Annotated in this window: 24 protein-coding genes; 11 read left to right on the top strand and 13 right to left on the bottom strand. The window is 65.4% G+C overall.

What is annotated here, in order from left to right:
* Positions 1-84: 84 nt before the first annotated feature.
* From rpsM to DL238_RS14480, 11 genes are all read left to right on the top strand, one after another.
* Positions 85-453 carry a 30S ribosomal protein S13 gene (gene rpsM, locus DL238_RS14530; protein ID WP_029140271.1) on the top strand — a complete coding sequence of 123 codons (369 nt, stop codon included), beginning with the start codon at positions 85-87 and terminating at the stop codon, positions 451-453.
* Positions 454-511: 58 nt separating this feature from the next.
* Positions 512-901, top strand: a complete 390-nt coding sequence (gene rpsK / locus DL238_RS14525) for a 30S ribosomal protein S11 (RefSeq protein WP_010234721.1) — start codon at positions 512-514, stop codon at positions 899-901.
* 109 nt (positions 902-1,010) lie between these two features.
* Complete coding sequence (locus DL238_RS14520) at positions 1,011-2,069, top strand: DNA-directed RNA polymerase subunit alpha (RefSeq protein WP_115493158.1); 1,059 nt, start codon at positions 1,011-1,013, stop codon at positions 2,067-2,069.
* 81 nt (positions 2,070-2,150) lie between these two features.
* Positions 2,151-2,573: a 50S ribosomal protein L17 gene (rplQ, locus tag DL238_RS14515; RefSeq protein WP_115493157.1), complete on the top strand. Its 423-nt coding sequence runs from the start codon at positions 2,151-2,153 to the stop codon at positions 2,571-2,573.
* A 128-nt stretch (positions 2,574-2,701) separates the two neighbouring features.
* Positions 2,702-3,670 (top strand): hypothetical protein, encoded by a 969-nt coding sequence (locus DL238_RS14510; protein WP_115493156.1) that lies wholly within the window; start codon positions 2,702-2,704, stop codon positions 3,668-3,670.
* Between the two features lie 10 nt (positions 3,671-3,680).
* Positions 3,681-4,241, top strand: a complete 561-nt coding sequence (locus tag DL238_RS14505; RefSeq protein ID WP_115493155.1) for a fasciclin domain-containing protein — start codon at positions 3,681-3,683, stop codon at positions 4,239-4,241.
* A 244-nt stretch (positions 4,242-4,485) separates the two neighbouring features.
* Positions 4,486-5,040 carry a fasciclin domain-containing protein gene (locus DL238_RS14500; protein WP_181883967.1) on the top strand — a complete coding sequence of 185 codons (555 nt, stop codon included), beginning with the start codon at positions 4,486-4,488 and terminating at the stop codon, positions 5,038-5,040.
* Positions 5,041-5,145: 105 nt separating this feature from the next.
* Positions 5,146-6,600 (top strand): serine hydrolase domain-containing protein, encoded by a 1,455-nt coding sequence (locus DL238_RS14495; RefSeq protein WP_115493153.1) that lies wholly within the window; start codon positions 5,146-5,148, stop codon positions 6,598-6,600.
* 80 nt (positions 6,601-6,680) lie between these two features.
* Positions 6,681-8,831 (top strand): prolyl oligopeptidase family serine peptidase, encoded by a 2,151-nt coding sequence (locus tag DL238_RS14490; protein ID WP_115493152.1) that lies wholly within the window; start codon positions 6,681-6,683, stop codon positions 8,829-8,831.
* Between the two features lie 195 nt (positions 8,832-9,026).
* The gene (locus DL238_RS14485; RefSeq protein WP_115493151.1) at positions 9,027-9,578 is read left to right on the top strand and encodes a hypothetical protein; all 552 of its coding nucleotides are present in this window, start codon (positions 9,027-9,029) and stop codon (positions 9,576-9,578) included.
* Between the two features lie 142 nt (positions 9,579-9,720).
* The gene (locus tag DL238_RS14480) at positions 9,721-10,458 is read left to right on the top strand and encodes a hypothetical protein (RefSeq protein ID WP_115493150.1); all 738 of its coding nucleotides are present in this window, start codon (positions 9,721-9,723) and stop codon (positions 10,456-10,458) included.
* 24 nt (positions 10,459-10,482) lie between these two features.
* Here DL238_RS14480 and DL238_RS14475 read toward each other — a convergent pair whose 3' ends face one another.
* The 13 genes from DL238_RS14475 to DL238_RS14415 all read right to left on the bottom strand — a co-directional run bounded on the left by DL238_RS14475 (position 10,483) and on the right by DL238_RS14415 (position 25,203).
* Complete coding sequence (locus tag DL238_RS14475; RefSeq protein WP_181883966.1) at positions 10,483-11,253, bottom strand: trimeric intracellular cation channel family protein; 771 nt, start codon at positions 11,251-11,253, stop codon at positions 10,483-10,485.
* Positions 11,240-11,941, bottom strand: coding sequence for a PepSY domain-containing protein (locus DL238_RS14470; protein WP_115493394.1), 702 nt, complete (start codon positions 11,939-11,941; stop codon positions 11,240-11,242). The genes DL238_RS14475 and DL238_RS14470 overlap by 14 nt, the downstream gene beginning before the upstream one ends.
* Positions 11,942-12,014: 73 nt before the next feature.
* Positions 12,015-12,449 carry a VOC family protein gene (locus tag DL238_RS14465; RefSeq protein WP_115493148.1) on the bottom strand — a complete coding sequence of 145 codons (435 nt, stop codon included), beginning with the start codon at positions 12,447-12,449 and terminating at the stop codon, positions 12,015-12,017.
* Entirely contained in the window at positions 12,446-13,273 is an 828-nt protein-coding gene (locus tag DL238_RS14460) for a hypothetical protein (protein WP_199801471.1), read from the bottom strand. Before DL238_RS14460 ends, DL238_RS14465 begins: the two co-directional genes overlap by 4 nt.
* A gap of 11 nt (positions 13,274-13,284) precedes the next feature.
* On the bottom strand, positions 13,285-14,703 hold the full coding sequence (lpdA, locus tag DL238_RS14455; RefSeq protein WP_115493146.1) for a dihydrolipoyl dehydrogenase: 1,419 nt from the start codon (positions 14,701-14,703) through the stop codon (positions 13,285-13,287).
* 102 nt (positions 14,704-14,805) lie between these two features.
* Entirely contained in the window at positions 14,806-16,065 is a 1,260-nt protein-coding gene (odhB, locus tag DL238_RS14450) for a 2-oxoglutarate dehydrogenase complex dihydrolipoyllysine-residue succinyltransferase (protein WP_115493145.1), read from the bottom strand.
* A gap of 7 nt (positions 16,066-16,072) precedes the next feature.
* Positions 16,073-18,943, bottom strand: coding sequence for a 2-oxoglutarate dehydrogenase E1 component (locus tag DL238_RS14445; RefSeq protein ID WP_115493144.1), 2,871 nt, complete (start codon positions 18,941-18,943; stop codon positions 16,073-16,075).
* A gap of 141 nt (positions 18,944-19,084) precedes the next feature.
* The gene (sucD, locus tag DL238_RS14440; RefSeq protein ID WP_115493143.1) at positions 19,085-19,975 is read right to left on the bottom strand and encodes a succinate--CoA ligase subunit alpha; all 891 of its coding nucleotides are present in this window, start codon (positions 19,973-19,975) and stop codon (positions 19,085-19,087) included.
* Positions 19,972-20,460: a hypothetical protein gene (locus DL238_RS14435; protein WP_115493142.1), complete on the bottom strand. Its 489-nt coding sequence runs from the start codon at positions 20,458-20,460 to the stop codon at positions 19,972-19,974. Before DL238_RS14435 ends, sucD begins: the two co-directional genes overlap by 4 nt.
* Positions 20,457-21,431 (bottom strand): malate dehydrogenase, encoded by a 975-nt coding sequence (gene mdh / locus DL238_RS14430; RefSeq protein WP_115493141.1) that lies wholly within the window; start codon positions 21,429-21,431, stop codon positions 20,457-20,459. The genes DL238_RS14435 and mdh overlap by 4 nt, the downstream gene beginning before the upstream one ends.
* A 214-nt stretch (positions 21,432-21,645) precedes the next feature.
* The gene (locus tag DL238_RS14425) at positions 21,646-23,535 is read right to left on the bottom strand and encodes a putative bifunctional diguanylate cyclase/phosphodiesterase (protein WP_115493393.1); all 1,890 of its coding nucleotides are present in this window, start codon (positions 23,533-23,535) and stop codon (positions 21,646-21,648) included.
* Between the two features lie 173 nt (positions 23,536-23,708).
* Complete coding sequence (locus DL238_RS16420; protein WP_234031125.1) at positions 23,709-24,023, bottom strand: hypothetical protein; 315 nt, start codon at positions 24,021-24,023, stop codon at positions 23,709-23,711.
* Positions 24,024-24,162: 139 nt separating this feature from the next.
* On the bottom strand, positions 24,163-25,203 hold the full coding sequence (locus tag DL238_RS14415) for a cell wall hydrolase (protein WP_115493140.1): 1,041 nt from the start codon (positions 25,201-25,203) through the stop codon (positions 24,163-24,165).
* Positions 25,204-25,304: the final 101 nt, after the last annotated feature.

Below are 25,304 nucleotides of genomic sequence, written 5' to 3'. Positions count from 1 at the left end.
CTGCAACGGGTCGATGAACTGAGCGATGAGATAGGGGCGTACAGGCTCGCCTGTACCTATCCCCTGTGGAGCATGGAGAAGTAAGTGGCTCGTATTGCCGGGGTCAATATCCCCACCAACAAGCGCGTGATCATCGCGCTCACCTATATTCACGGTATCGGCCGCACCAAGGCCGTCGAGATCGCCGACAAGCTCGGCATCGATCACAAGACCCGCGTGCAGGACCTCACCGACGAGGAAGTGCTGCGTATCCGTGAAACGATCGACGAAGAGCATACGGTAGAAGGCGACCTGCGTCGTCAGACCGCGATGAACATCAAGCGTCTGATGGACCTTCGTTCCTACCGCGGCCTGCGCCATCGCGCCGGTCTGCCCGTTCGCGGCCAGCGCACGCACACCAATGCGCGCACCCGCAAGGGCAAGGCCAAGCCGATCGCCGGCAAGAAGAAGTAAGCGCCACCAGGCGCTGCTTCCAGTCTCTTCAGTCTATCTTCCTTAAGGGGAACATCACATGGCACGCGAACCAGGCCGCATCCGGCGCCGCGAGCGGAAAAACATCTCCAGCGGCGTCGCGCACGTGAACGCCAGCTTCAACAACACCATGATCACCATCACCGATGCGCAGGGCAATGCGATCAGCTGGTCCAGCGCCGGGATGATGGGCTTCAAGGGCAGCCGCAAGTCGACTCCCTATGCCGCGCAGGTCGCTGCCGACGACGCGGGCAAGAAGGCCGCCGAACACGGTGTGCGTACGCTCGAAGTCGAAGTGAAGGGACCGGGTTCGGGCCGCGAAAGTGCGCTGCGCGCGCTGCAGGCGGTGGGTTTCACCATCACCAGCATCCGCGACGTCACGCCGATCCCGCACAACGGGGTCCGCCCGTCCAAGCGGCGCCGCGTCTGATCCTGCCGGGCGGTGGGAGCCGTTCCCGCCGCCGACAATTTTCGGGCCGCATGTACTTTGTCAACAAAGTGCCCGGCCCCAGCCGATCTTGAATTCCTAGGGGACATCCATGGCCGTCAACACCAAGAACTGGCAGGAACTGAAAAAGCCCACCTCGCTCGAGCTGAAGGACACGGGCTCCGACAAGAAGCGCAAGGCGACCTTCGTGGCCGAGCCGCTCGAGCGTGGCTTCGGCCTGACGCTCGGCAATGCGCTGCGCCGCGTGCTGCTTTCTTCGCTCCAGGGCGCCGCGATCACCTCGATCAAGATCGAGAACGTGCTGCACGAGTTCAGCTCGCTTGCGGGTGTGCGCGAGGACGTGACCGACATCGTCCTCAACGTGAAACAGATCGCGATCAAGATGGAAGGCGAAGGGCCCAAGCGCCTGCAGCTTTCCGCGACCGGTCCCGGCGCCGTGAAGGCGGGCGACATCGCCGTTTCGGGTGACATCGAGATCCTCAACAAGGATCTCGTGATCTGCCAGCTCGACGAAGGCGCGAACCTCAACATGGAACTGACCGCCGATATCGGTAAGGGTTACGTTCCTGCGGTGCAGAATCGCCCGGCAGACGCGCCGATCGGCCTGATCCCGGTCGACTCGCTCTACTCGCCGATCAAGCAGGTCAGCTACAAGGTCGAGAATGCCCGCGTCGGCCAGGAACTGGACTACGACAAGCTCAACCTGACGGTCGAAACCGATGGTACCGTCACCCCTGAAGACGCCGTGGCCTATGCCGCGCGCATCCTGCAGGACCAGCTGACGCTGTTCGTCCACTTCGAGGATGGCATTCCGCAGCCGTCGAGCCCGATGATCGGGATGGCTGCAGAACCTCAGGAATCGGACGCCAACCAGCTCAACCGTTACCTCCTCAAGAAGGTCGACGAACTGGAACTCTCGGTGCGTTCGGCCAACTGCCTCAAGAACGACAACATCATCTATATCGGCGATCTGGTCCAGAAGACCGAAGCCGAGATGCTGCGCACGCCGAACTTCGGCCGCAAGTCGCTCAACGAGATCAAGGAAGTGCTCTCCAGCATGGGCCTGCGCCTCGGGATGGACATCCCGGGCTGGCCGCCGGAGAACATCGAGGAAATGGCCAAGAAGCTCGAACAGGAACTTCTCGGCTAACACGGGTTCCGGCGGCGCACCCGAAGCGCCGCCAGTACCGGGCTACCTCGTACGGGCCCCTTACAAACGAAGGAAAAGAGAATGCGTCACGGAATTTCGCAGCGTAAGCTGAGCCGCAAGTCGGGCCACCGCACGGCCCTGTTCCGCAACATGTCGGCCGCGCTGATCAAGCATGAGCAGATCCTGACCACGCTTCCCAAGGCGAAGGAACTGCGCCCCTATGTCGAGAAGCTGGTGACGCTCGCCAAGCGCGGCGGGCTTTCCAACCGTCGCCTCGCGATGGGCCGCCTGCAGGACGAAACGCAGTTGAAGAAGCTGTTCGACGTTCTGGCGGAGCGTTATTCGGACCGCAACGGCGGTTACGTCCGCATCATCAAGGCGGGCTACCGCGCTTCGGACAGCGCGCAGCTGGCGATCATCGAATTCGTCGACCGCGACGAAGACGCCAAGGGCCAGGACAGCGGCCCGGTGATGGCCGACGAGGACGACTTCGAAAACGCGTAAACGCGGGGTCGATATCCAGATTTCATGAGGGCCGCCGGGGCAACCCGCGCGGCCCTTTTGCTAGGCCATGGCCAGCGCACCGGAACCCCAGACACTGCTGAATGTTTGTTTTTCCAAGGAGAAACAACATGCGTATCGCAATCGCAGCGACGAGCGCTCTCGCTCTCGCGCTTTCGGTGCCGCTTCTTGCCCAAGGTAACGGAAACGGAAATGGCAATGGCAATCCCGGGGCCAAGGCCAATCCCGGCAACGGCAATGGCAATGGGCGCGCCAACGGCAATGTCGCCAACGCGCGTGGCGGGCCGCCTGCCATGCGTGGCAACGGCAACGCCAACCGCGGCAATGGCGGGTCGCCGGTCGCTCAGCGCGTCAATGGCAACGCGAACGCAAATGGCGCCGCGATCCGCGACCGGGTCGAGCGCGAAGTGGAGCAGCGGATCGATCGCGGAGCGGGTCGCGTGGCCGATGCGGTCAAGGGCGATGAGGTCCGCCGCGCCTTGGACGAATATGATCGCGGCGACCGCGGCGTTCGCGGCTTCTGCCCGCCCGGACTCGCCAAGAAGAACAATGGATGCCAGCCGCCCGGCCAGGCGAAGAAGCTCGGCGACAATCGCTTCGGCGATTATTACCGATCCGCCGATTCGCGCTTCGCTAGCGACGACTGGCAGTATTACGACGGCTATGCCTATCGCCCGGCGGGCGGCGGCCTGATCGAAAGCCTGATCCCCCTCGTCGGCGGTGCACTCTTCGGGGGCAACCAGTGGCCTTCTTCCTACGAGAATTATCGCGCGCCAGCCTATTACGGCAGCTATTTCGGCCAAGAGCCGGACAACCGTTATTACTACGCGGACCGCACGCTGTTCTCGGTCGACCCCGAGGATCGTGCGATCACCGGGATAGCAGCCCTGTTGACGGGCGACGATATCTCGGTGGGCCAGCCACTTCCCTCTGGTTACGAGGTCTACAACGTGCCCTACCAGTACCGGGATCGCTATCGCGACGGTCCGGATGCCATGTACCGATACAGCGATGGTTACGTGTACCGGGCCGATCCCGAGACCCGCGTCGTCGCTGCCGTGATCGATCTGCTGACCTGAGGGGGCGAATATGAAGATGCATCTTGGGGCGGCATTCGTGTCGCTGTCTCTCGCCCTGCCGCTGGCAGCCTGCGGCGACCCGGCAGAAGCCGAAGCCGATCCGGTGGATGCCACCGCGCAAGCCGGGCCGAGCCGCCTGTATGCCACGCTCGGCGAGATCGAAGAGGTCTCCACCGCGCACGACCTGATCAGGTCTGCGGGTCTGGACACCACCTTCGTCGGGGTCGGGGCCTATACTTTGTTCCTGCCGAGCAACGAGGCGTTCGGCGCCCTCCCGCAGGAGGATCTCGACCGGCTGAAAAGCGAGGAGGGGCGTCCCGAACTGATCGCCCTGTTGCGCCGCCATATTGCGGTCGGCGCGATTTCGCACGGCGATCTCGAGCAGGCGCTGGCGCGCAACGGAGGCGCGATCAAACTCGCCAGTGTGGCCGATCCGCCGATCGACATTCGAGAAATCGATGGTGAGATCGCGATCGGCGGTGGCGATTCTCCGCAGCTCATCGGAGAGGCGGTCGCCGCATCGAACGGGGTGATCTACATGATCGACGGGCTGATCCCGCCGGGCGAGTGATCGTGTCGCATCTTTGGCAGAAGGGCCGCCGGTCATCGCCCCGCGGCCCTTTTTTCTGCGCTTTTCCATCGTCGAACATGGCCGCGTGCCAATTCGCTGTCTTTCGGCACGGCGCATGGGGTCTGTCCATTGTGCGTTAACCGCCTGAGATGCTCTATCGCGAAAGCGACGGCGATGTATATGAGGCCAACCTGCGGACCAGTCTGGTCGCCCCTGCGACCGCTGTCTTGATATGAGGACGACGATGAGAAGTACGATCGTGCCCCTGCTCGGTGCGCTGAGCCTGATGCTTGCGGGATGCGGCGATCCGGATGAGGCGGGCGAGACGGCGCAGGCCGCCGCACGTGCCGGCGACAGCACGCTTGGCGCCATGATCGGCACGATCGACGAGCTGTCCATCGCGAGCGAGGTGATCGGCAATGCCGAGCTGGAAGACCCCTTCGAGGGCGCCGGTGCCTACACGATCTTCCTTCCGCGGAACGAGGCGTTCGAGGAACTGCCCGAGGGCGAACTGGAGCTCTTGCGCAGCGAAGAGGGGCGTGATGGCGTGATCGCGATCCTTACCACCCATATCGCGGTGGGGGCGATCGCGCGCGAAGACCTCGAAACCGCGCTGGAAGTGAATGGCGGTTCGCTGGAGCTGGAAGGCGTGGCGGAACAGCCGATCCTTCTGCGCAAGGTCGGCGGCGAGATTCTGGTCGGGGCGGGGGACGATGCCCCGCACCTCACCAATATCTCGAAAGCGGCTTCGAATGGTGTCGTATATGTGATCGACGGCTTCATCCCTTCCCAAGACTGAGCAGGCGACCCGAACGATACGCGGGGGCGGGAGCCATGCTCCGGCTAGCTCCCAGCCACGAGCGCGGCCCTTTTCTTTTGCGCAAGCTATGGCACAGTCCGGCCCATGATCCGGACCAGCCTCGTCGCGCTCGCGGCCATCGCATGCCTGTCGTTTTCGGCCCAGCCGATCGCGGCGCAATCGACATCGCAAGAGGAGCTGGAGGCGCGCTACGACCGCGCGCTCGCCGCCGGATACAAGGCGCTGTTCCTGTGCGGCGCGCTCGCCAATGCACAGCGCAACGGGGTGGAGCGCACGGCAGAGAGCGTGGAGCAGTGGGAGCTGACCTGCGTCTATCCCCGCATCGCGGATATTATCGGCGATCTCGATTATACGATCGTGCCCGATGCCGCCGGGCGGGTGGCGCTGATCCAGGTCGACTGGGCGGACGACATGCCGCCGCGCTTCGCCGAAGGATCGCATGACCAGGGCTGCCGCCTCGCACCGATCGGGCTGGAACCCAGCATGCCCGAGATGCGCGTTCCGCCAATGCCGGGCGAGAAGGACGGGGCGAGCGCGAATGCGGGCGGGGAGCGCAAGGGTGGTGGCCTGACCATTCCCATGATGGTGGGCGAAACCGGAGGCGGCGGCGACGCTCCGACCAAGTCGCTCGACGCGGTTTTCCGCGGAGCCCTCGCATCGGACTACGGCGAGGGCGTGCGCACCACGGCGGTCGTGTTGCGTCACAAGGAGTATCGCGACGGATTGCTGGGGCAGGGGCGCTATGCCCCCGGTTTCGGCCCCGACACGCCCCAGCGCACATGGTCGTTCGCCAAGAGCATCGCCGCGACGCTGATCGGCGCGGCGGTCCAGCGGGGCGAGGCGAAGGTGACCGATGCGCTGGCCTTCGATGACTGGCGGTGGGATACGCGCCGCAGCATCACCATCGACGATTTCCTGCGCATGGCGTCGGGTCGTTATACCGACACGCCCGGCAACCGCACCGATCCGCTCTACATGGGCGGGGCACTGGTGGAGGAAAGCGCGACGGGATGGCCGCTGCTGCACCCGCCGGGCACCGTGTTCCGCTACGCCAACAACGACACGCTGATGGCGGTCAAGGCGATCGAGGATACGTTCGATAGCTACGATCCGGCGGACCTGTTTGCCGATATCGGCATGACCGGAACGGTCGCGGAAACCGACTGGGGCTCCGACTACATTCTTTCGAGCCAGGTCTGGGCCACGGCGGAGGACCTCGCGAAGCTCGGCCTGCTCTATCTCAACGATGGCGTGACGCAGGACGGCAAGCGCCTGCTGCCCGAGAACTGGCGCGAATACGTGTCGAGGCCGAGCGGCCCGCAGCCCGACAATGGCTTGGGCTATGGCGCCGCCTGGTGGCTGTTCAACGATCACGAAGGAATCCCGGCGGACACCTTCGCGGCGATGGGCAATCGCGGGCAGTACGTGGTCGTGGTGCCCAGCCGCGATGTCGTGATCGTGCGCCGGGGCGAAGACCCCACCGGCAGCCGGTTCGATATCGTCGCCTTCACCCGCGACGTGCTGGCCGCGATCGAGTGAGCCGAAGCCGCGCGAGTTGAAAGCGCAGCGAAAAGAAATAGATACTCAGGCAAACACCCCCGACGAGAGGACGCCCCGCCATGCTTCGCAACATCCTTCTGACCGGCGTCGCCACCGCGTTCGTCGCGAGCGCCACGCCCACCCTTGCCCAGGACCAGGACCTGACCGCACCCGACTATCCCGAGACGCGCAGCGGCGACGTTGTCGACACCCAATTCGGCGTCGATGTCGCCGATCCTTATCGCTGGCTCGAAAACGACGTGCGTCAGGATGACGAGGTTGCGGCCTGGGTCACCGCACAGAACGAGGTGACCGACGCGTTCCTCGCCCGGCTGCCGGGGCGCGAGGCGCTCAAGCAGCGTATCACGCAGCTGACCGATTACGAGCGCTTCGGCCTGCCGACCGACAAGGGCGGGCACTATTTCTACACCCGCAACGACGGCCTGCAGAACCAGAGTGTGCTCTACGTGCGCGACGGGCTCCAGGGCGAGGCGCGCGTTCTGATCGACCCCAACGAATGGTCGGAAGACGATGCCACCGCGCTCGCCGATTACGCGATCACCGAAGACGGCTCGAAGCTGCTTTACGCCATCCAGGATGGCGGCAGCGACTGGCGCACGGTCGAGGTGATGGACGTCGCCACCGGCGAAGTGATGGCCGACAAGGTCGAGTGGGTGAAGTTCTCCAACCTCGACTGGGCGAAGGACGGCAGCGGGTTCTACTACAGCCGCTTCCCCGCGACGGGCGAGGGCGAGACCTTCCAGGCGCTCAACACCAACCAGCAGGTCTATTTCCACAAGCTCGGCACCGATCAGGATGCCGACCGGCTGGTCTACGAGACGCCCGAGCAGCCCGAGCTCAACCACGTGGCGCAGGTCAGCGACGATGGTCGCTGGCTGATCGTCACCAGCTCCAGCGGGACCGACGAACGCTACGAGATCAACCTGATCGATCTGGAGCGGCCCGATGCCGATCCGATGACGCTCGTGCCCGGGTTCGAGTACGACTATTCCTATGTCGGCAACCTCGGCAGCCGCTTCTTCTTCGTGACCAACGAAGGCGCACCGCTAAAAAAGGTTGTGACGACCGATATCACCGCGCCGCAGCAGGACTGGGCCACCGTCATTCCCGAAAGCGAGCAGACGCTGAACGGGCTGTCGCTGGTCGGCGGCAAGCTGATCGCGAACTACCTCGTCGACGCCAAGAGCAAGATCGAGGTCTTCGGGCTCGACGGCACGCGCGAAGGCGATGTCGAACTGCCCGGCATCGGCAGCGCAGGCGGTTTCGGCGGCGATCCGGACGAGACCGAGACCTTCTACGCCTTCTCCAGCTACAACCGGCCGACGACCGTCTATCGCTACGATGTGGCGACCGGCGAAAGCACCGTGTGGGCGCAGCCCGAGGTCGCTTTCGATCCCGAGGATTTCGTGGTCGAGCAGAAGTTCTACACCTCGAAGGATGGTACGCAGGTGCCGATGTTCCTCGTGCGCAGCCGCGAAGTCGCCGAAAGCGGCGCCGCGGCCCCGACGCTGCTGTACGGCTATGGCGGGTTCAACATCTCGCTCACCCCGGGCTTCAGCCCGTCGCGGATCGCATGGATGGAGGCGGGCGGAGCTTACGCGGTCGCAAACATCCGTGGCGGCGGGGAATATGGCAAGGCGTGGCACGATGGCGGCCGCCTCGACAACAAGCAGAACGTGTTCGACGATTTCATTGCGGCGGGCGAATACCTGGTCGCCGAGGGGATCACGCCCGAGGATGGCCTCGCGATCCAGGGCGGCTCCAACGGCGGCCTGCTGGTCGGCGCGGTGGCCAACCAGCGGCCCGACCTGTTCGCGGCGGGCAACGCGGCGGTCGGCGTGATGGACATGCTGCGCTTCAACCAGTTCACCGCCGGACGCTACTGGGTGGACGATTATGGCTATCCCGACCGGGAGGACGACTTCCGCACTCTGCTGGCATATTCGCCCTATCACAATGTGCGCGACGGTGAGGATTACCCCGCGCTGCTGGTGACCACTGCCGATACCGACGACCGCGTGGTGCCGGGGCACAGCTTCAAATACACCGCGGCGCTCCAAGCGGCGGACCTGGGCGAGCGGCCGCAGCTGATCCGGATCGAGACCCGTGCGGGCCATGGTTCGGGCAAGCCGACCGACAAGGCGATCGAGGAAGCTTCGGACATCCTCGCCTTCCTGGCGGCCTTCACCGGGCTCGACCTGAGCGAGTAAACGAATGGGAGGCGGGGCATCCTGCCTTCCCGCTGCGTTTCCAGCTGCTAACCATAACGGTGCCGGCCGTTCAGGTTTGGCGCTATTTGTATGAACGGTGGCTTTCGCCGCAATTCAGTCACACCTCACCGGTTGTCTCCTACAACCGTGGGTGTTCGGGCAATGGCGCTCGGGCATCCAGTGAGGAGACCACCGATGCAAAGCTTCACCAAGGCCGCCCTGTGCACCGCTGCCGCGGGTGCCATGGCCTTCACGTCCGCTGCCCCCGCCGAGGCCCAGCGTTATCGCGACCGCGACAATGACGGCATCAGCGCGGGCGAAGTGATCGCCGGGGCGCTGATCATCGGCGGCATCGCCGCCATCGCATCGGCTTCGAACAACAATCGCGATCGCTATCGCGACAACCGTTATCGCGACGATTACTACCGCTCGAACGGCAACCCGCGCGGCGCGATCGACCAGTGCGTGCGCGTAGCCGAGAACCAGGCGCGCCGGGCCGGCTATCGCTATGCCAATGTGGTCGATATCAACCGCGTGCGCGACACGCGCCGGGGCTGGAACATCACCGGCCGGATCGAAGTCGACGGTGCGCGCGGCTATCGCGACCAGCGTCGCGGCTATAGCGACCGGTACGACCGTCGCGGTTACAACCGAGGTGGCGATCGCGGGCGCTTCAGCTGTGAGATTCGTCGCGGCCGGGTCGTCGACATTGATTATCGCGGCATTCGCGGGCTGAACCGCATCTAGGCCGCTCAGTTCGTCGCGCCCGGGACGCCGCCGGGTGACGCGACAGGGGAAGGCGGTTCAGCCCGGTGACAGGGCTGGCCGCCTATTTTCCGTCTCGGTCGCATGGAGGCGGGTCGCTTCCGATGGAGGAAGAACAAGGACTATGGGCCACTTATCCAAGCTTTCGCTGGGCGCGGCGGTTGCCGCGCTTGCCGTTGCTCCCGTCCAGGCGGCGGAACGGCCGCAGGTCGAAGCGCCGGGGGGCCGGGCCGATTATACTGCGCCCGCCGTTCTCCATGGTGCCTCGGATCATGCAGAGTACCGGCGTGGCTGGCGCTATCGCCGCCATCACCGCGACCGGGTCGACGCGGGCGACGTGATCGCGGGCGCGCTGATCATCGGCGGAATCTTCGCCATCGCCTCCGCCGCCAGCAGGAACGACCGCAACGATCGCTACGATCGCTACGACAATGATTACGTATCGAACGACGATTTCGACCGCGCGGTCGACAGTTGCATCAAGCGGATCGAGCGGCAGCAGCGGGTCGGCTCTGTCGAAAATGTCGGGCGAACGCGTTCGGGCTATTCGGTCAGCGGCACGCTCTACAACGGGACCGACTTCTCATGCCAGGTATCGGGATCGGGCCGCGTGCTCGACGTCGATTATGGCATGAGCGGCGTGCGCTACCAGTCGGGCGGCGATAGCTACGGCGACCCGCAATATTCCGACAGCACCTATGCCCGTGCACGGGCGAGCAGCTATTCCACGCCGGACAGCTATTCCAATACCCGGGACGACGGATATGTCGCCCCCGACAGCGGGGCACAGCCCGCCTATCCGGGCGGTCCGCTCCCCGGCGAAGAGGGCTACGACGACTACGCCGATGGCGAGCCTTATTGAGGTTCTAGAACAAGCCCCCGAACCTCAGGTCTGGGGGCTTTTCTCATCCCCTGACGGAGCTTCCTCGAAATAGAGACCGTCGCTCTCGGTCGCTTCGGCAGCTTCCGCAACGGCTTCCGTCCCGATTTCGGTCTCGCGCGCGCTCGCCATTTCGCGCTCGTGGAAGGCGGGCAGACCGAGGTTGAAGCGGATCGCCGCGCTGCGCAGGATCAGGCCCGCGAGCGCCGCGATCGCCCAGATGTTCCAGTCGTCAACGCCATAGGGTTCGAGCAGCCACAGGCCGAAGCTGCACAGCGACGCCGACAGCGCGGCTGCCGTCACGTAAAGTTCGGGCCGCATCAGGATCGAAGGCCGCCCCGCGATCACATCGCGAATGGTGCCGCCGACGATGCCCGTGATGATCCCCATGATCGCGGCGGAGACCGGCGGCACGCCGTAGCTCATCGCCTTGGCCGCGCCGAGCACCGAGTAGGCGGCGAGGCCGATGCCGTCGGCATAGTCGAACAGCTTGCCCTGCCACCAGCGCGTGGGGGTGTTCCAGACGATCAGCGCCATTGTGATGCACACGGCCGCGTACCACGGGTGCTTGACCCAGAAGACCGGTGCATCGATCAGCATGTCGCGCACCGTGCCGCCACCGACCCCGGTGACGAGCGCGAAGAAGCTCATGGTCACGAAGGTCTGGCGCTCGCGCGCGGCGATCAGCGCGCCCGAGAGTGCGAACACGGCGACGCCGATCAGGTCCAGCCAGTCGAGCACCGGCGTCAGGATCACGGTGGGATCAGGTACGGGCACGGATTTTCGCCTTCCTCCGGCGGAACAGCAGCACGATCCCGAGCAGCGATCCCAGCGCGCCGAGCGCTGCGAAGATGATCAGGATAGGGTGGCTCGTATCCTCGCGGGTCTGCAGGTCCATTATATGAAGGCCCCACATGAAATCGAAAACGCGCCAGAATTTTGTGCGCACGGCGAGCACTTCGCCCGTATCGCGGCCGATATAGACGCGCGTCCCGTCCTCGTACTCGCCCCGCCAGACGGCGATTTCGCGCCGGAAATCGAAAGGCGGCTCGTCGGCGCCGAAGGCGCGGACCTCGACCAGCGGACTGTTGGTGACGATCCGGCTCTCGAGCACTGCGCGCGCGTCGCCTGCCGACAGCGCGGGAAGCGCGGCGCCCGTCTGGGCGGAATAGCGCCGCGTCGTGCCATCGGCGAAGCGCGCGATCGACACCGGGCCTGCATCGCCATCGGCAAGGCGGATCTCGACCGGGCGCGGCTGGCCTTCGGGAACGATCGGCAGCGCCAGCGCCTGGGGCAGGGCGCGCTCGGTCACCTCGGCGCGCAGATGCTCGCCGCGCACCTCCTCGATCGGGCGCGAGACCATTACCAGCCCGGTCAGCGTCCACATCAGCAGCGGCACGCCGATCAGCCAGCCGAGCCAGATGTGCCACTTCGCGAGGCGCAGCATGAGAGGTTTCCGGGCCATCGCCGCGCCCTTAGCGATGCGCGCCCGGATCGACAATCGCTAGCGGTCCGGCGCTAGCGGTCCGGCGATGCGATCAGTCGGTTGCGAAGAGCTTGTCCGGGTCCGCCATCGCCTTGATCTCCAGCGCATTGCCGCTGGGATCGCGGAAGAACATCGTCGCCTGTTCGCCAGGCTTGCCCCTGAAGCGCACGGTCGGCTCGATGATGAATGTGAGGCCCGCCTCGGTCAGCCGGTCGGCAAGCTTCTGCCATGCGTCCATGGTGAGCACGACGCCGAAATGGGGCACGGGCACCGCTTCGCCATCGACCGCATTGCGGTCTTCCCCCGCCGCGCGTGCCGCGACGCTTGCCGGCGCGACATGGGCGACGATCTGGTGGCCGAAGAAGTCGTAGTCGACCCAGTCGCGGTCCGACCGCCCCTCGCGGCAGCCGAGCAGTGCGCCGTAGAAATTGCGCGCCGCGTCGAGATCATGGACGGGAAAGGCGAGATGGAAGGGGGGGATGCTCATGCGTCCACATTGTGCGCATCCAGCAGCGCAAAGGCAAGCGCGTGCGCGAGCGCGAAACCGATGATCGCCGCCGCGCCGTAACCTGCGAGCGGGGTGGGGTAGTTCGAAATGAGCGACGCGAGGAGGAAGCCGAACATGCTCATCCCGACCGGATAACGCACGGCCCGCGGCAGGCCGGTCGCAAATAGCATCAGCAGGACCGATCCCAGCAGCGAGAGCGCGAGCAGCGCGGCCATTGCAGGCGAGGTCCGCAGCGCATCGATCACGATCCGCTCGACGAAGGGCACCGCGGGCAGCTCGCCCTGCAAGGCGGCGGCGATGGCGATCAGGAAGCCGAGAATGATCACCAGACCGATCCGCCAGTTGCGCCGCGCCTGATACATGCCGACCGCGCCGCCGGTGAGCGCGAAGGCGCTCGCGAAATCGGGCTGGGCCAGCGCCAGCAGCAGCGCCGCGGCGAGGGCGGGCGGGCCGAGCTTGTCGTCTCCTGCTGCCAGCAGCACTAGAGCGGGGACGGTCAGCATCCCGGCGTGGAGGATGACCGGGCCCAGCGGCAGCCAGCGGGCGATGCCGTTCACCGAAGGGCCGGTCAGAAGCGGCAAGGCGAACAGCGCGAGCAGCACGCCGCCGACAATGAGTCGTGCGCGCCGCTCCAGCCTTGGCGGACCGGCGAGCACGATCGCACCGGCAAGGATCAGCGAACCGCCATTGACGATCGGGTAGCTGCGCGGCGCGCCCGACAGCGCCATGTAGGCAAGTCCCGCCAGAACCGGCAGCGCGATGGCGAAGAGCGCCGGAAATCTCTCTCGCCAGCGCTCTTCCATGATCGGCTACCTCAGATGTGGATCGGCTTGCCCTGCACGCCCATCGCCGCTTCCTTGAGCGCTTCCGCGTGGGTCGGGTGCGCGTGGCAGGTATAGGCGATGTCCTCGCTCGTCGCCCCGAATTCCATCGCGATGGCTGCCTCGGCGATCATCGTGCCCGCGACGCTGGCGATGCACCACACGCCCAGCACGCGGTCGGTCTCGGCCTCGGCGATGACCTTCACGAAACCGTCGGGCTCGTGGTTGGTCTTCGCGCGGCTGTTGGCCATCATCGGGAACTTGGAGGTCTTCACGGCCTTCTTGTCGCCGCCCATCTTCTCGATCGCCTGCTCCTCGGTCAGGCCGACGCCCGCGAATTCGGGGAGAGTGTAGACGACCGTCGGGATGATATCGTGGTTCACGATGCCGGTCTGGCCCGCGATGTTTTCCGCCACCGCAATGCCTTCATCCTCGGCCTTGTGAGCGAGCATGGGGCCGGGGACGCAGTCGCCGATCGCCCATACGCCGTCCACCTTGGTGCGGAAGTCGTGATCGATCTCGATCTGGCCGCGCTCGTTGGTTTCGAGGCCGATCGCATCGAGGCCGAGGCCGTCGGTGTTGGGCTTGCGGCCGATCGACACCAGCACGCAGTCGGCCTCCATCGTTTCGCTCTCGCCGCCCTTGGCCGGCTCGAGCGTAAGGGTCGCCTTCTTGCCCTTGACCGTGACGCCGGTGACCTTGGTCGACAGCTTGAACTCGATCCCCTGCTTCTTGAAGATCTTGTTCGCTTCCTTGCGCACGTCGCCATCCATGCCGGGCAGGACCTGGTGGAGGAATTCGACGCAGGTCACTTCGGCACCGAGGCGGCGCCAGACCGAGCCGAGTTCCAGCCCGATAACGCCCGCGCCGATGACGACCATCTTCTTGGGCACCTGCGCCAGTTCGAGCGCGCCGGTGGAATCGACCACCACACCCTTCTCGTTGTCGACCTCGACGCCTGGCAGGGGCGTGACCGAGGAGCCGGTGGCGATGACGATGTTCTTCGCCGTCCTGGTCTCGCCGTTCACTTCGACCGTGTGTGCATCCTTGAAGGTGGCGTAGCCCTGCAGCCAGTCGACCTTGTTCTTCTTGAACAGGAAGGCGACACCCTTGGTCAGGCCCTCCACCGCGTCGCGCCGCTGCGCGTGCATCTGGTCGAGGTTCAACTTCGGCGAGACGTCGATGCCCATCTCCTTCATCGTGCCGTTCGTCGCCGCGTCGAAATATTCGCTGGCGTGCAGCAGCGCCTTGGAAGGGATGCAGCCGACATTGAGGCAGGTGCCGCCCAGCGCATCGCGCCCTTCGGCGCACGCGGTCTTGAGGCCAAGCTGCGCGGCGCGGATTGCGGCGACATAGCCGCCCGGGCCTGCGCCGATGACAAGGACGTCGTAATCGTAGTTGTGGTCAGCCATATCTCTACCTTCGTCATCCCCGCAAAGGCGGGGAGCCATCTTCTGCCGTCCGCAGCTGGGTTCCCGCCTTCGCGGGAATGACGAACGGCAGCTTCGTTGGAACTACAAGTCGATCAGCATCCGCGCCGGATCCTCGATCGCTTCCTTCATGATCTTGAGCGCCGTCACAGCCTCGCGCCCATCGATCAGGCGGTGGTCGTAGCTGAGCGCGAGATACATCATCGGGCGGATCACGATCTCGCCATTACGTACGACCGGGCGATCCTCGATGCGGTGCAGGCCCAGCACCGCCGACTGCGGCGGGTTGATGATCGGGGTGCTCATCAGCGAACCGAAGACGCCGCCGTTGGAGATGGTGAAGGTGCCGCCCTTCATGTCGTCCATCGTCAGCGTGCCTTCCTTGGCGCGTGCGCCGAAGTCCGCGATATCCTTCTCGATCCGGGCGAAGCCCTTCTTGTCGGCATCGCGGATGACGGGCACGACCAGGCCGTTGGGCGCGCTGACCGCGACCGAGATGTCGACGTAATCGTGGTACACGATCTCGTCGCCTTCGATGTAGGCGTTGGCGGCGGGAACGTCCTTCAGCGCAAGGCACGCTGCCTTGGCGAAGAAGCCCATGAAGCCGAGCTTGATGTCGTGCTTCTTGGCGAAGAGGTCCTTGTACTTCTCGCGCGTCTCGATGACCGCGCTCATGTCGCAATCGTTGAAGGTCGTCAGCAGCGCCGCCTCGTCCTGCGCGCCCTTGAGCCGCTTGGCGATCGTCTGGCGCATCCGCGTCATCTTGACGCGTTCCTCGCGGCGCTCGCCCGAGGCGACGATCGCAGGCGCGGAGGAAGCCGGCGCAGGTGCGGGTGCGTTGCCAGCATCGCCCTTGTTCTTCGCCGCAGCGATGACGTCTTCCTTCGTCAGGCGGCCGTCCTTGCCGGTGCCCTTGATGCTGCTCGGGTCGACACCGTATTCCAGCACGGCGCGCCGCACCGCGGGGGAGAGGGTCTGGTTGCCGTCGCCGCCGCCTTCGTCGTGCCCGCCATAGGCGGCCTGGCCTTCCTCGCCCTTGGACGGAGCGGGTGCGGGCGCCGGGCTGGGCGAGGGGCTGGGGGCAGGCGAGGACTCGCCTGCGCTCGCGCCTTCCTTCACCGTCGCGATCACTGCGCCGACTTCGACATTGTCGCCCACCTCGGCGCGCAGTTCCTCGATCACGCCTGCGACGGGCGAGGGCACGTCGACCGCGACCTTGTCGGTCTCGAGGCTCGCGATCGGCTCGTCCAGTTCGACCGTGTCGCCGGGTTGCTTGAGCCATTCGGCGATGGTGCCTTCGGTGACCGATTCACCGAGTTGGGGGACCGTGATCTCGGTAGCCATGTTTATCTCAGACCTTCTTTTCGGCGGTTTCGGTTTTCTTGAGTGCGCGCTTGGCCGCGCCGCCATCGGCAAGGCCGAGGGCGATGGTGACAAGCGCATCCTGCTGCGCCTTGTGACGCTTGGCGAGGCCGGTGGCGGGCGATGCCGCTTCCTCGCGGCCCGCATAGGATGGCCGCATGCCGTCCTTGCCCGCGGCCTTGAGCGCAGCCTCGATCCGTTCCTCGACGAAGAACCACGCACCGTTGTTGCGCGGCTCTTCCTGGCACCAGACCACTTCTTGCAGATTGTCCATGCGGCTCATGCGCAGCGCCAGCGGATCGCCGGGGAAGGGGTAGAGCTGCTCGATCCGCACGATCGAGACATCCTCGAGTCCCTCGGCGTCGCGCTGCTCGATCAGGTCGAATGCGACCTTGCCCGAACACAGCACGAGGCGCTTGATCTTCTTGTCGGCGGCGCTGTCCGGCTCCATCGACGGGTCCGACAGGATCCGCTTGAACTGGTTGTCGCCCATAAACTGCTCTGCGCCGCTCTTCGCCATCGGATGACGCAGCAGGCTCTTGGGCGTCATGATGATCAGCGGCTTGCGGAACGGACGCAGCATCTGCCGGCGCAGCACATGAAAGTAGTTGTGCGGCATGGTGATGTTGCACACCTGGATATTGTCGTTCGCGCACAATTGCAGGAAGCGTTCGAGCCGTGCCGAGCTGTGCTCGGGCCCCTGGCCCTCATAGCCATGCGGCAGCAGCATCACGAGACCGTTGGCGCGCAGCCATTTGACCTCGCCGCTGGCGATGAACTGGTCGATGATGATCTGCGCGCCATTGGCGAAATCGCCGAATTGCGCTTCCCACAGAACCAGCGTTTTCGGATCGGCGAGCGCGAAGCCGTATTCGAAGCCGAGCACGCCATATTCGGACAGCGGGCTGTCGTAGACTTCGAACTTGCCGTGCGGCAGCGTGGCGAGCGGGACGTATTGCTTCCCCTCTTCCTTCTGGTCGTGCCACACGGCGTGCCGCTGGCTGAAGGTGCCGCGGCCGGAATCCTGGCCCGACAGGCGCACGTTGTAGCCTTCGGTGGCGAGGCTGCCGAAGGCCAGCGCCTCGGCGGTCGCCCAGTCCAGGCCCTCGCCATCGTCGAACATCTTGCGCTTGGCATCGAGCACGCGGCCGAGCGTGCGGTGGATCGTGATCTCGTCGGGCACGGTGGTGAGCGTGCGTCCAAGGCTGTCGAACAGCTTCTTGGGAATTGCGGTCTCGACGCCGCGCCGCGCCGTTTCGGGGTCCGCCGGCTTGTTGAGGCCCGCCCAGCGGCCACCGAACCAGTCGGCCTCGTTGGGCTGGTAGTTCTGCCCCGCCTCGAATTCCTCCTGCAGGTGGGTCGTGAATTCCTCGCGCTGGCCTTCGACGAAGCCATCGTCGATCACGCCGTCCTGCAGCAGGCGATCCGAGTAGATCACGCTGATCTTGCGATGCTTCTTGATCGCATCGTACATCTGAGGCTGGGTGAAGCTCGGCTCGTCGCCTTCGTTGTGGCCGAAGCGGCGATAGCACCACATGTCGATCACGATATCGCGACCGAATTTCTGGCGATATTCGATCGCCAGCTTGCAGGCGAAGGTGACCGCTTCGGGATCGTCGCCGTTCACGTGCAGGATCGGCGCCTGGACGCCCTTCGCCACGTCGCTGGGATAGGGCGAGCTGCGCGCGAACTTGGGGCTGGTGGTGAAGCCGATCTGGTTGTTGATGATGAAGTGTATGACGCCGCCGGTGTTGTAGCCGGGAATGCCGGAGAAGCTCAGCGTCTCCCACACGATGCCCTGGCCCGCGAAGGCCGCATCGCCGTGGATCAGCACGGGCAGCACCTGCTCGTGCCGCTTAAGGTCGTCGCGGATTGCCTGCTGCGCGCGCGCCTTGCCGAGCACCACGGGGTCGACCGCTTCGAGGTGGCTGGGGTTGGGCACCAGGCTCATGTGCACGGCAATGCCGTCGAATTCGCGATCGGTGCTGGTACCGAGGTGATATTTCACGTCGCCCGACCCGCCGACATCCTCGGGATTGGCGCTGCCGCCCGAGAATTCGTGGAAGATCACGCGATAAGGCTTGGCCATCACGTTGGCGAGGACGTTCAGCCGCCCGCGGTGCGCCATGCCGTAGATGATCTCGCGCACGCCCATCTGGCCGCCGTACTTGATGACCGCCTCCAGCGCGGGGATCATCCCCTCGCCGCCATCGAGGCCGAAGCGCTTGGTGCCGACGTATTTCTTGCCGAGGAAGTTCTCGAACTCCTCGCCCCGGATCACGGCGGAAAGGATCGCGCGCTTGCCCTCGGGCGTGAACTGGATGACCTCTTCGGGCCCCTCGATCCGGTCCTGGAGGAAGCGGCGCTCCTCCACGTCCGAGATATGCATGTATTCGAGGCCGACCTTGCCGCAGTAATTGGCCTTGAGCACCTGGTAGAGCTCTCGCGGAGTGGTCCACTCCATGCCCAGATTGCCGCCGACGTAGATCTCCTGATCCATCGCCTCGGGCGGGAAGTGCCATTCGAGCTTCAGGTCTTCGGGCAGTTCGCGCTTGGACAGGCCCAGCGGGTCCAGATCGGACGCGAGGTGCCCGCGCACGCGGAAGGTGCGGATCAGCAGCATGGCGCGGATCGCGTTTTCCGCGGCCTGCGTCACGCTGGCCTGGTCGACCGGCTTGCCCGCCTTGTCCGCCGCCTTCTTCACCGCCGCCTTCATCGCGGTCGGGTCGAGCGCCTGCGTCAGGTCGGCTTCGCTGCCCAGATCGGTCAGCGGCCAGCGGGGATTCGCCCAGCTCGGACCTTTCTGCGGACCTTCCTGATCGCCGAGTTCCGGCAGAAATGACTGGTTTTCGTTACCCATCCAACTCACCTGTGCGCCGCAAAACCTGTGCGGCAATCCAATGGCATTTCATGCCCGGTCAGTAAGTAGACGAAGCCCTCTGCCAACCGTTCCTCCGACGCGGGACGAACCCCGGCTCTCGCCGGGGCTCATTATAGACGCTTATGCCGGCTCTTTGAGGAGCGCGGCGAGCGTCGTGCCGAGCTCGCTGGGCGAATCCGCCACGCGAATGCCCGCGCGCTCCATTGCCGCGATCTTGTCGTCCGCGCCGCCTTCGCCGCCCGAAACGATCGCACCGGCATGGCCCATGCGGCGGCCCGGAGGCGCCGTGCGGCCCGCGATGAAGCCGACGGTCGGCTTCCAGCGACCCTGCTTCTTCTGGTCCGCGAGGAACTGGGCGGCTTCTTCCTCGGCACTGCCGCCGATCTCGCCGATCATGATGATGCTCTCGGTTTCCGGATCGTCGAGGAACAGGTCGAGCACGTCGATGAAGTTGGTGCCGTTGACGGGATCGCCGCCGATGCCGACCGCGGTCGACTGGCCGAGGCCCGCATTCGTCGTCTGGTGGACGGCTTCGTAGGTCAGTGTGCCCGAGCGCGAGACGACGCCCACGGTTCCCTTGGAGAAGATCGAGCCGGGCATGATGCCGATCTTGCACTCGCCGGGCGTCAGCACGCCGGGGCAGTTCGGGCCGATCAGGCGCGAGTTGCTACCGCGCAGCGCGGCCTTGGCGCGCACCATGTCGAGCACGGGGATGCCTTCGGTGATCGTGACGATCAGTTCGACGCCCGCATCGATCGCTTCGCAGATCGCGTCGGCGGCGAAGGGCGGCGGCACGTAGATCACGCTGGCAGTCGCGCCGGTTTCCGCCACGGCTTCCTTCACCGTGTTGAAATTGGGCAGGCCGAGGTGCGTCGTGCCGCCTTTGCCCGGCGTCACGCCCGCAACCATCTGCGTCCCGTAATCGAGCGCCTGCTGCGTGTGGAAGGTGCCGGTATCGCCGGTCATCCCCTGGGTGATGACCTTGGTATTCTTGTCTACGAGGATGCTCATTCGGAATCTCCCAATTCGAGTACCGCAACGCGGAATGATGGCTCTGTGCGCGATCCGGTCGGGCTCAGGATCGCTATGTCTTTACCGATACGGAAATAGCGGTCGTCCGCCTTTTTCCCGGTAGCTTCGAACGCATTTTCGAAGGCTGCACTGATGGCTTCGAAGTCTGCCAAGCGTTGAAGCGAGCCAGTCAGCACGCAACCTTCAGGCGATCCGTCTGTCAAAGGCGAAATCAACATCATGGGGCTGTCACCGGCCTTGCCAAAAATCCTGAGCGGCGTTTCGATCGTTTCGCCCTCCGCCCGGATTTTCGCCGCTGACCAACCCTGAGCTTCGAGCGCTTGGGTATCTATCGCACCGCCCGTGGTAGCCTCCGCGCAGTCGCGCGCTGCGGCCACCGCAGCTTCGGGCGAAACCACCGGAAGCTGTGCGTTGGCGCAGGACGCGACTGCTAAGGCGGCGCAAAAAAGACCGGTGCGGATCACTTCAGGCTCTCGTCCAGCCCCTTGCACGCTTCGAGCAGTTCCTCGACCGCGTCGGTGCTGACCTTGAGATTCTTCTTCTCTTCTTCCGAAAGCTCGATCTCGATCACTTCTTCGGTGCCGCCCGCGCCGATCACGGTGGGGACGCCCACGTAGAGGCCGTCGAGGCCGTACTTGCCTTCGACATAGCTGGCGCAGGGCAGGATGCGCTTCTGGTCGCCGAGATAGGCTTCGGCCATCGAAATCGCGCTGGTTGCTGGCGCGTAATAGGCCGAGCCATTGCCGAGCAGGCCGACGATCTCGCCGCCGCCCTTGCGGGTGCGGTCGACGATTTCATCGATGCGGCCCTGATCGACGCCCTTGATCTTGGCGAAGTCGTTGACCGGGATGCCGTTGATCGTGGTGTAGCTGGTGACGGGCACCATGGTGTCGCCGTGGCCGCCGAGCACGAAGGCGTTCACGTCCTTCACCGAAACGTCGAATTCCCATGCAAGGAAGGTCGCGAAGCGCGCCGAGTCGAGCACGCCGGCCATGCCGACCACCTTGTTGTGCGGCAGGCCGGAGAATTCGCGCAGCGCCCAGACCATCGCGTCGAGCGGGTTGGTGATGCAGATCACGAATGCGTCGGGCGCGTTGTTCTTGATGCCTTCGCCGACCGCCTTCATCACCTTGAGGTTGATGCCGAGCAGGTCGTCGCGGCTCATGCCCGGCTTGCGCGGCACGCCTGCGGTGACGATGATCACGTCGGCACCGGCGATGTCGGCATAGTCGTTCGAACCGGTGATCTTGGCGTCGAAGCCTTCGACCGGACCGCACTGGCTGAGGTCCAGCGCCTTGCCCTGCGGCATGCCCTCGGCGATGTCGAACAGGACGATGTCGCCCATTTCCTTCTTCGCCGCGAGATGGGCGAGGGTGCCTCCGATCATGCCGGAGCCGATGAGCGCGATCTTCTTGCGTCCTGCGGAATTGGCCATGGGTGTCTGTCGGTCCTTCCATCGCCCGGGACGCCCGGGGCAATCACCAAGGGATGCAGGCCAGATCGTGCTTCACCGGCGTCCCCGGGGTGAAGATGCGCGAAAGGCCGCCTTTATCGCGAGAGGACCTAGGCTTGGGCGTGGGGGATTGCAACCGGCAAAAAGCGATGTTTTGCGGCGGTTTAGATAATGCTTCGCAAGAGCGATGTTCGTCCTACGCCGCGCGCAGCCCGTCGCCGTCGCGATCCTGCGCCAGCAGCATGGCGGCGAGGTAATCGGGCACGGCGCGGCTGAAGAAATAGCCCTGGCCCAGCGTGCATCCCGCATCGCGCACGGACTCGACCTGCTCCTGCTCCTCGATCCCTTCGGCGACGATTTCCATGTCGAGCTGGTGGCCCATGGCCGCGACGGCGCGGATGATCGCGTGCGCCCGCGGGCCCACGTCGTCGCCCGACACGAAGCAGCGATCGACCTTGATCTTGGAGAAGGGATATTTGTGAATGTAGGACAGCGAGGAATAGCCGGTGCCGAAATCGTCGAGTGCGAAGCGCACGCCCTTGGCCGACAGCTCGCTGATGAAGGCGGCGGTCTGCTCGCTGTCTTCTACGAACAGGCTTTCGGTCACTTCGAGCTCGAGCCGGCTGGGATCCAGCTGTGCCTCGCGCAGGGCGGATTCGATCGCCAGCACCGCGCCGGGCGCCTTGATCTGCAGCGGGGAGAGGTTGACCGCGACGCTGACATGCTCGGGCCACTGCGCGCAGGCGAGCGCGGCCTGCCGCGTGATCCAGTTGCCAAGCGTCACGATGACGCCGGTCTCTTCCGCGACGGGGATGAACTCGGCCGGGCGCAGTTCGCCCTTCACCGGGTGGAACCAGCGCAGCAGCGCCTCGAAGGAACGGATGTGGCCGGTCTTGAGGTCCACGACCGGCTGGAAGAACAGCGACAGCTCGTCGCGCTTGATCGCGAGGCGCAGCTCCGCCTCGATCTCGCGGCGGCTCGCAAGTTCGCGCGTCATCGCGGGGTCGAAATAGCGATAGCGCCCGCGCGCTTCCTTCTTGGCGTAGAACAGCGCGAGGTCGGCGGCCTGCATCAGGCGGTCGGCATCGGTGCCGTCCTCGGGCATCAGCGCGATCCCCAGCGAGCCGCTAATTTCCAGCCGCTCTCCGTCGAGGCGCATGGGGCGCATGATCTGCTCGAGGATGCGGTTCGCCAGCGTTTCGCTCTGCTTGCGGCTTTCGACGTTGCAGAAGAACACGAATTCGTCGCCGCCGAAGCGCGCGATCCCCGCATCTTCGGGCAGGCCGTCGCGCAGGCGCCGCGCGATTTCGGACAGCACGCGGTCGCCGATCTGGTGGCCGAGCAGGTCGTTGACCTCCTTGAACCGGTCGAGATCCATCCAGAACAGCGCCATCGGGCGGTTCGGATCGGACTTCATCAGCTGGTTGACCAGCATGTCGTTCAGCCCCGCACGGTTGTGCAGGCCGGTGACGACATCGGTGTGCGCCACGACCTCCATCTTGCGTGCCAGCCGCTCGCTGGTCTCCGCTTCCGAGATCGAGGTGCGCAGCAGCCGCGCGACGTTGAGCGTCACCAGCGCCATGGTGGGGGCGACCAGCAACATGGTCAGCGCGAGCACGTAGAGCGGGAAGGTTCCGATCCACAGCGACACGATGAACATGGGCAGGAACGCCAGGGTCATCTGGCCCAGCGCGATCTCGGGCCGGCCGGCGTTGCGTGCGGTGATGGCCATGCCGTAACCGACCGCATTGACGACGACGACCACGGCGACGTGGGTCGGTGTATCGTACACCAGCGCCATCGCGCCGATCACGCCGAACAGCAGGGCGTAGGAGAACGCGCCGATCTCGAACCAGAATTCGAGCGCGTGGGTCGACGTGTCGTCGGTCTTCACCAGCCGGAGCGAGGACCACACGCGGGCGATCCCCACCAGCGAGAACACCACCACGCAGGCGATCACCGGCGGTTCGGGAACGTTAATCGCGAGGAAGACGCCGATCAGAGTGCCGATGACCGCGCCGCTCGCGAGGCTGAAGGGGTGCGTGTAGAGCGTCGTGACGAGCACACGGCGCGCGCGTTCGCTCATCTCGTCGCCGGACAATCGGCGAAGAAGCATCCTGTAGGCTCGACGGATATCTCCGGGCATCATCGTGGACACCGGACTAAGCAGTAACCGTCACGAATTGCTTAACGGGAGCGTTACCACTCCCTCGCACCCAAAACCGGAGCCGAATGCGGTCGGCGGGGGCCCTGGATGTCTCAGGGCTGGCCGTCTCTTCCGCTGGCGAGGGTGCCCGCCAGACGGCGATCGAGCGCGCGGCAGACGTCCGCCCAGTAGTGGAAATCGGTCTGGTCCCCTTTTGCCAGCGCATGATTGGCGCGCTCGTAGGCGTCGTGCGCGGCGTTGAGGTGGTGGCGCGCGAAATGGTCGAGCGCAGCGCGCAGCTCGCCCTCGCTCTGCGCGGTGCGACCCGGCGCGACATTGTCGTTGGCGGCTTCCGGGATGCGTACGGGCAGGGCGCCGGAGTAAGAGAGCCGGTAGGAAGGACGCGTGGGGGCGAGGCCGCGACTCATGTATGGGACAATCCTTGAACGTGTGTTCGCTGTCCCTTCAGCGGTAGGTACACAGCGTGAATTTTATGCGGATAATCAAGGTTTAGCGCAATTAACCTCGTCCCGCGAGCCGGGCCGGGTCGGACGCGCCCTCGCGGCCTTATTGCGGGCGGGAAATCCACTGCCCGCTATTGGCATATTCCGGCCGGACGCTGCCCGGTCCCTCGGTCGCGGGTTGCGGGCGATCGGGCTGCGTGCGGCCGGCGGCCGGGTCTGGTTGCCTGCCGTTCGCTCCGGCAGCCACGGTGTAGGACGGTGCCGATGCCGATGCCGGCTCGCGCGCTGCGCCCGCGCTTGCATAGTCCCGCGCGACTTCCACCGGATCGGGTGCGGGATCGCTGGCCTGGGCCGCGCGTGCGGGCGAGGGCGAAGGTTCGCCGCCGGAGTAGAAATCGCTGAAGGCCGCGGGGCGGCTGGCGGCGCCCGGCCAGCGGTAGAAGCGGTGCGCACCGATCGTGCCGATATGCGCGAGGCTGGGCGCCCAGTAGGGATTCACCCAGGTCGTGTGATAATGGGTCGCGAGGCCGACCGGCCCATAGACCTCGCCCGAGAGCGCACGGCGCGCCACCGAGAGCGCGCGTGCCCAGTGCGTCGCCGAAGGCTTGCGGTTCAGCGACCCATCGCAGGTGAAAGTGAACTGGCAGCCGGTGCGCCGCTGCGATCCCTGGTAGACGACGCCGCACACGGTCCTGGGATAGGCCGGATGGCTCACGCGGTTGAGCACCACCTGCGCCACCGCGCGCTGGCCGCCCTCGCTCTCGCTCGCGGCCTCGTAATAGACCGCCTTGGCAAGGCAATCGAGCGCGCGCGCCTTGTCGATCCCGGTACCGCGGCTGACGAAGCCGCGTGCGGCCGGCCCCGCCGTCTCGATCGCGATCGCCGCATCGGGATCGCCGTTCCACGCCGCGATCGGATTGACCGCGCCCGGTGTGTCGACCGCGACATTGGCAAAGCTGGCCGCAGCGGGGGGATCGGCGAGGAAATAGAGCGCGGAGCCGGGGAAGGTCGCGCCCGCCCGCTCGCTCTCGAGCGGTTCGATCTGTGCATTCGCCACGATCTCGCTCGCCTGCGGGGCGACCTGCTGCATGCGCCACTCGGCCTGCGCGCCCATCGCGGGGAGCGTGATGGCACCCACCAGCACCGCAATCCCGCGCCATGGCCTACGGGTTCTCGGCGAACGCGCGGCCGGTGGTGTCGGGCGGGAGGCCTGGGGCAAAGCAATCCTGACTGAAGCGGAAAAGA

Source organism: Alteriqipengyuania lutimaris (assembly GCF_003363135.1).
GTDB lineage: Bacteria > Pseudomonadota > Alphaproteobacteria > Sphingomonadales > Sphingomonadaceae > Alteriqipengyuania > Alteriqipengyuania lutimaris.
Note: the sequence above shows the minus strand (reverse complement) of the source record. Positions and strands in the feature narration are given on the sequence as shown.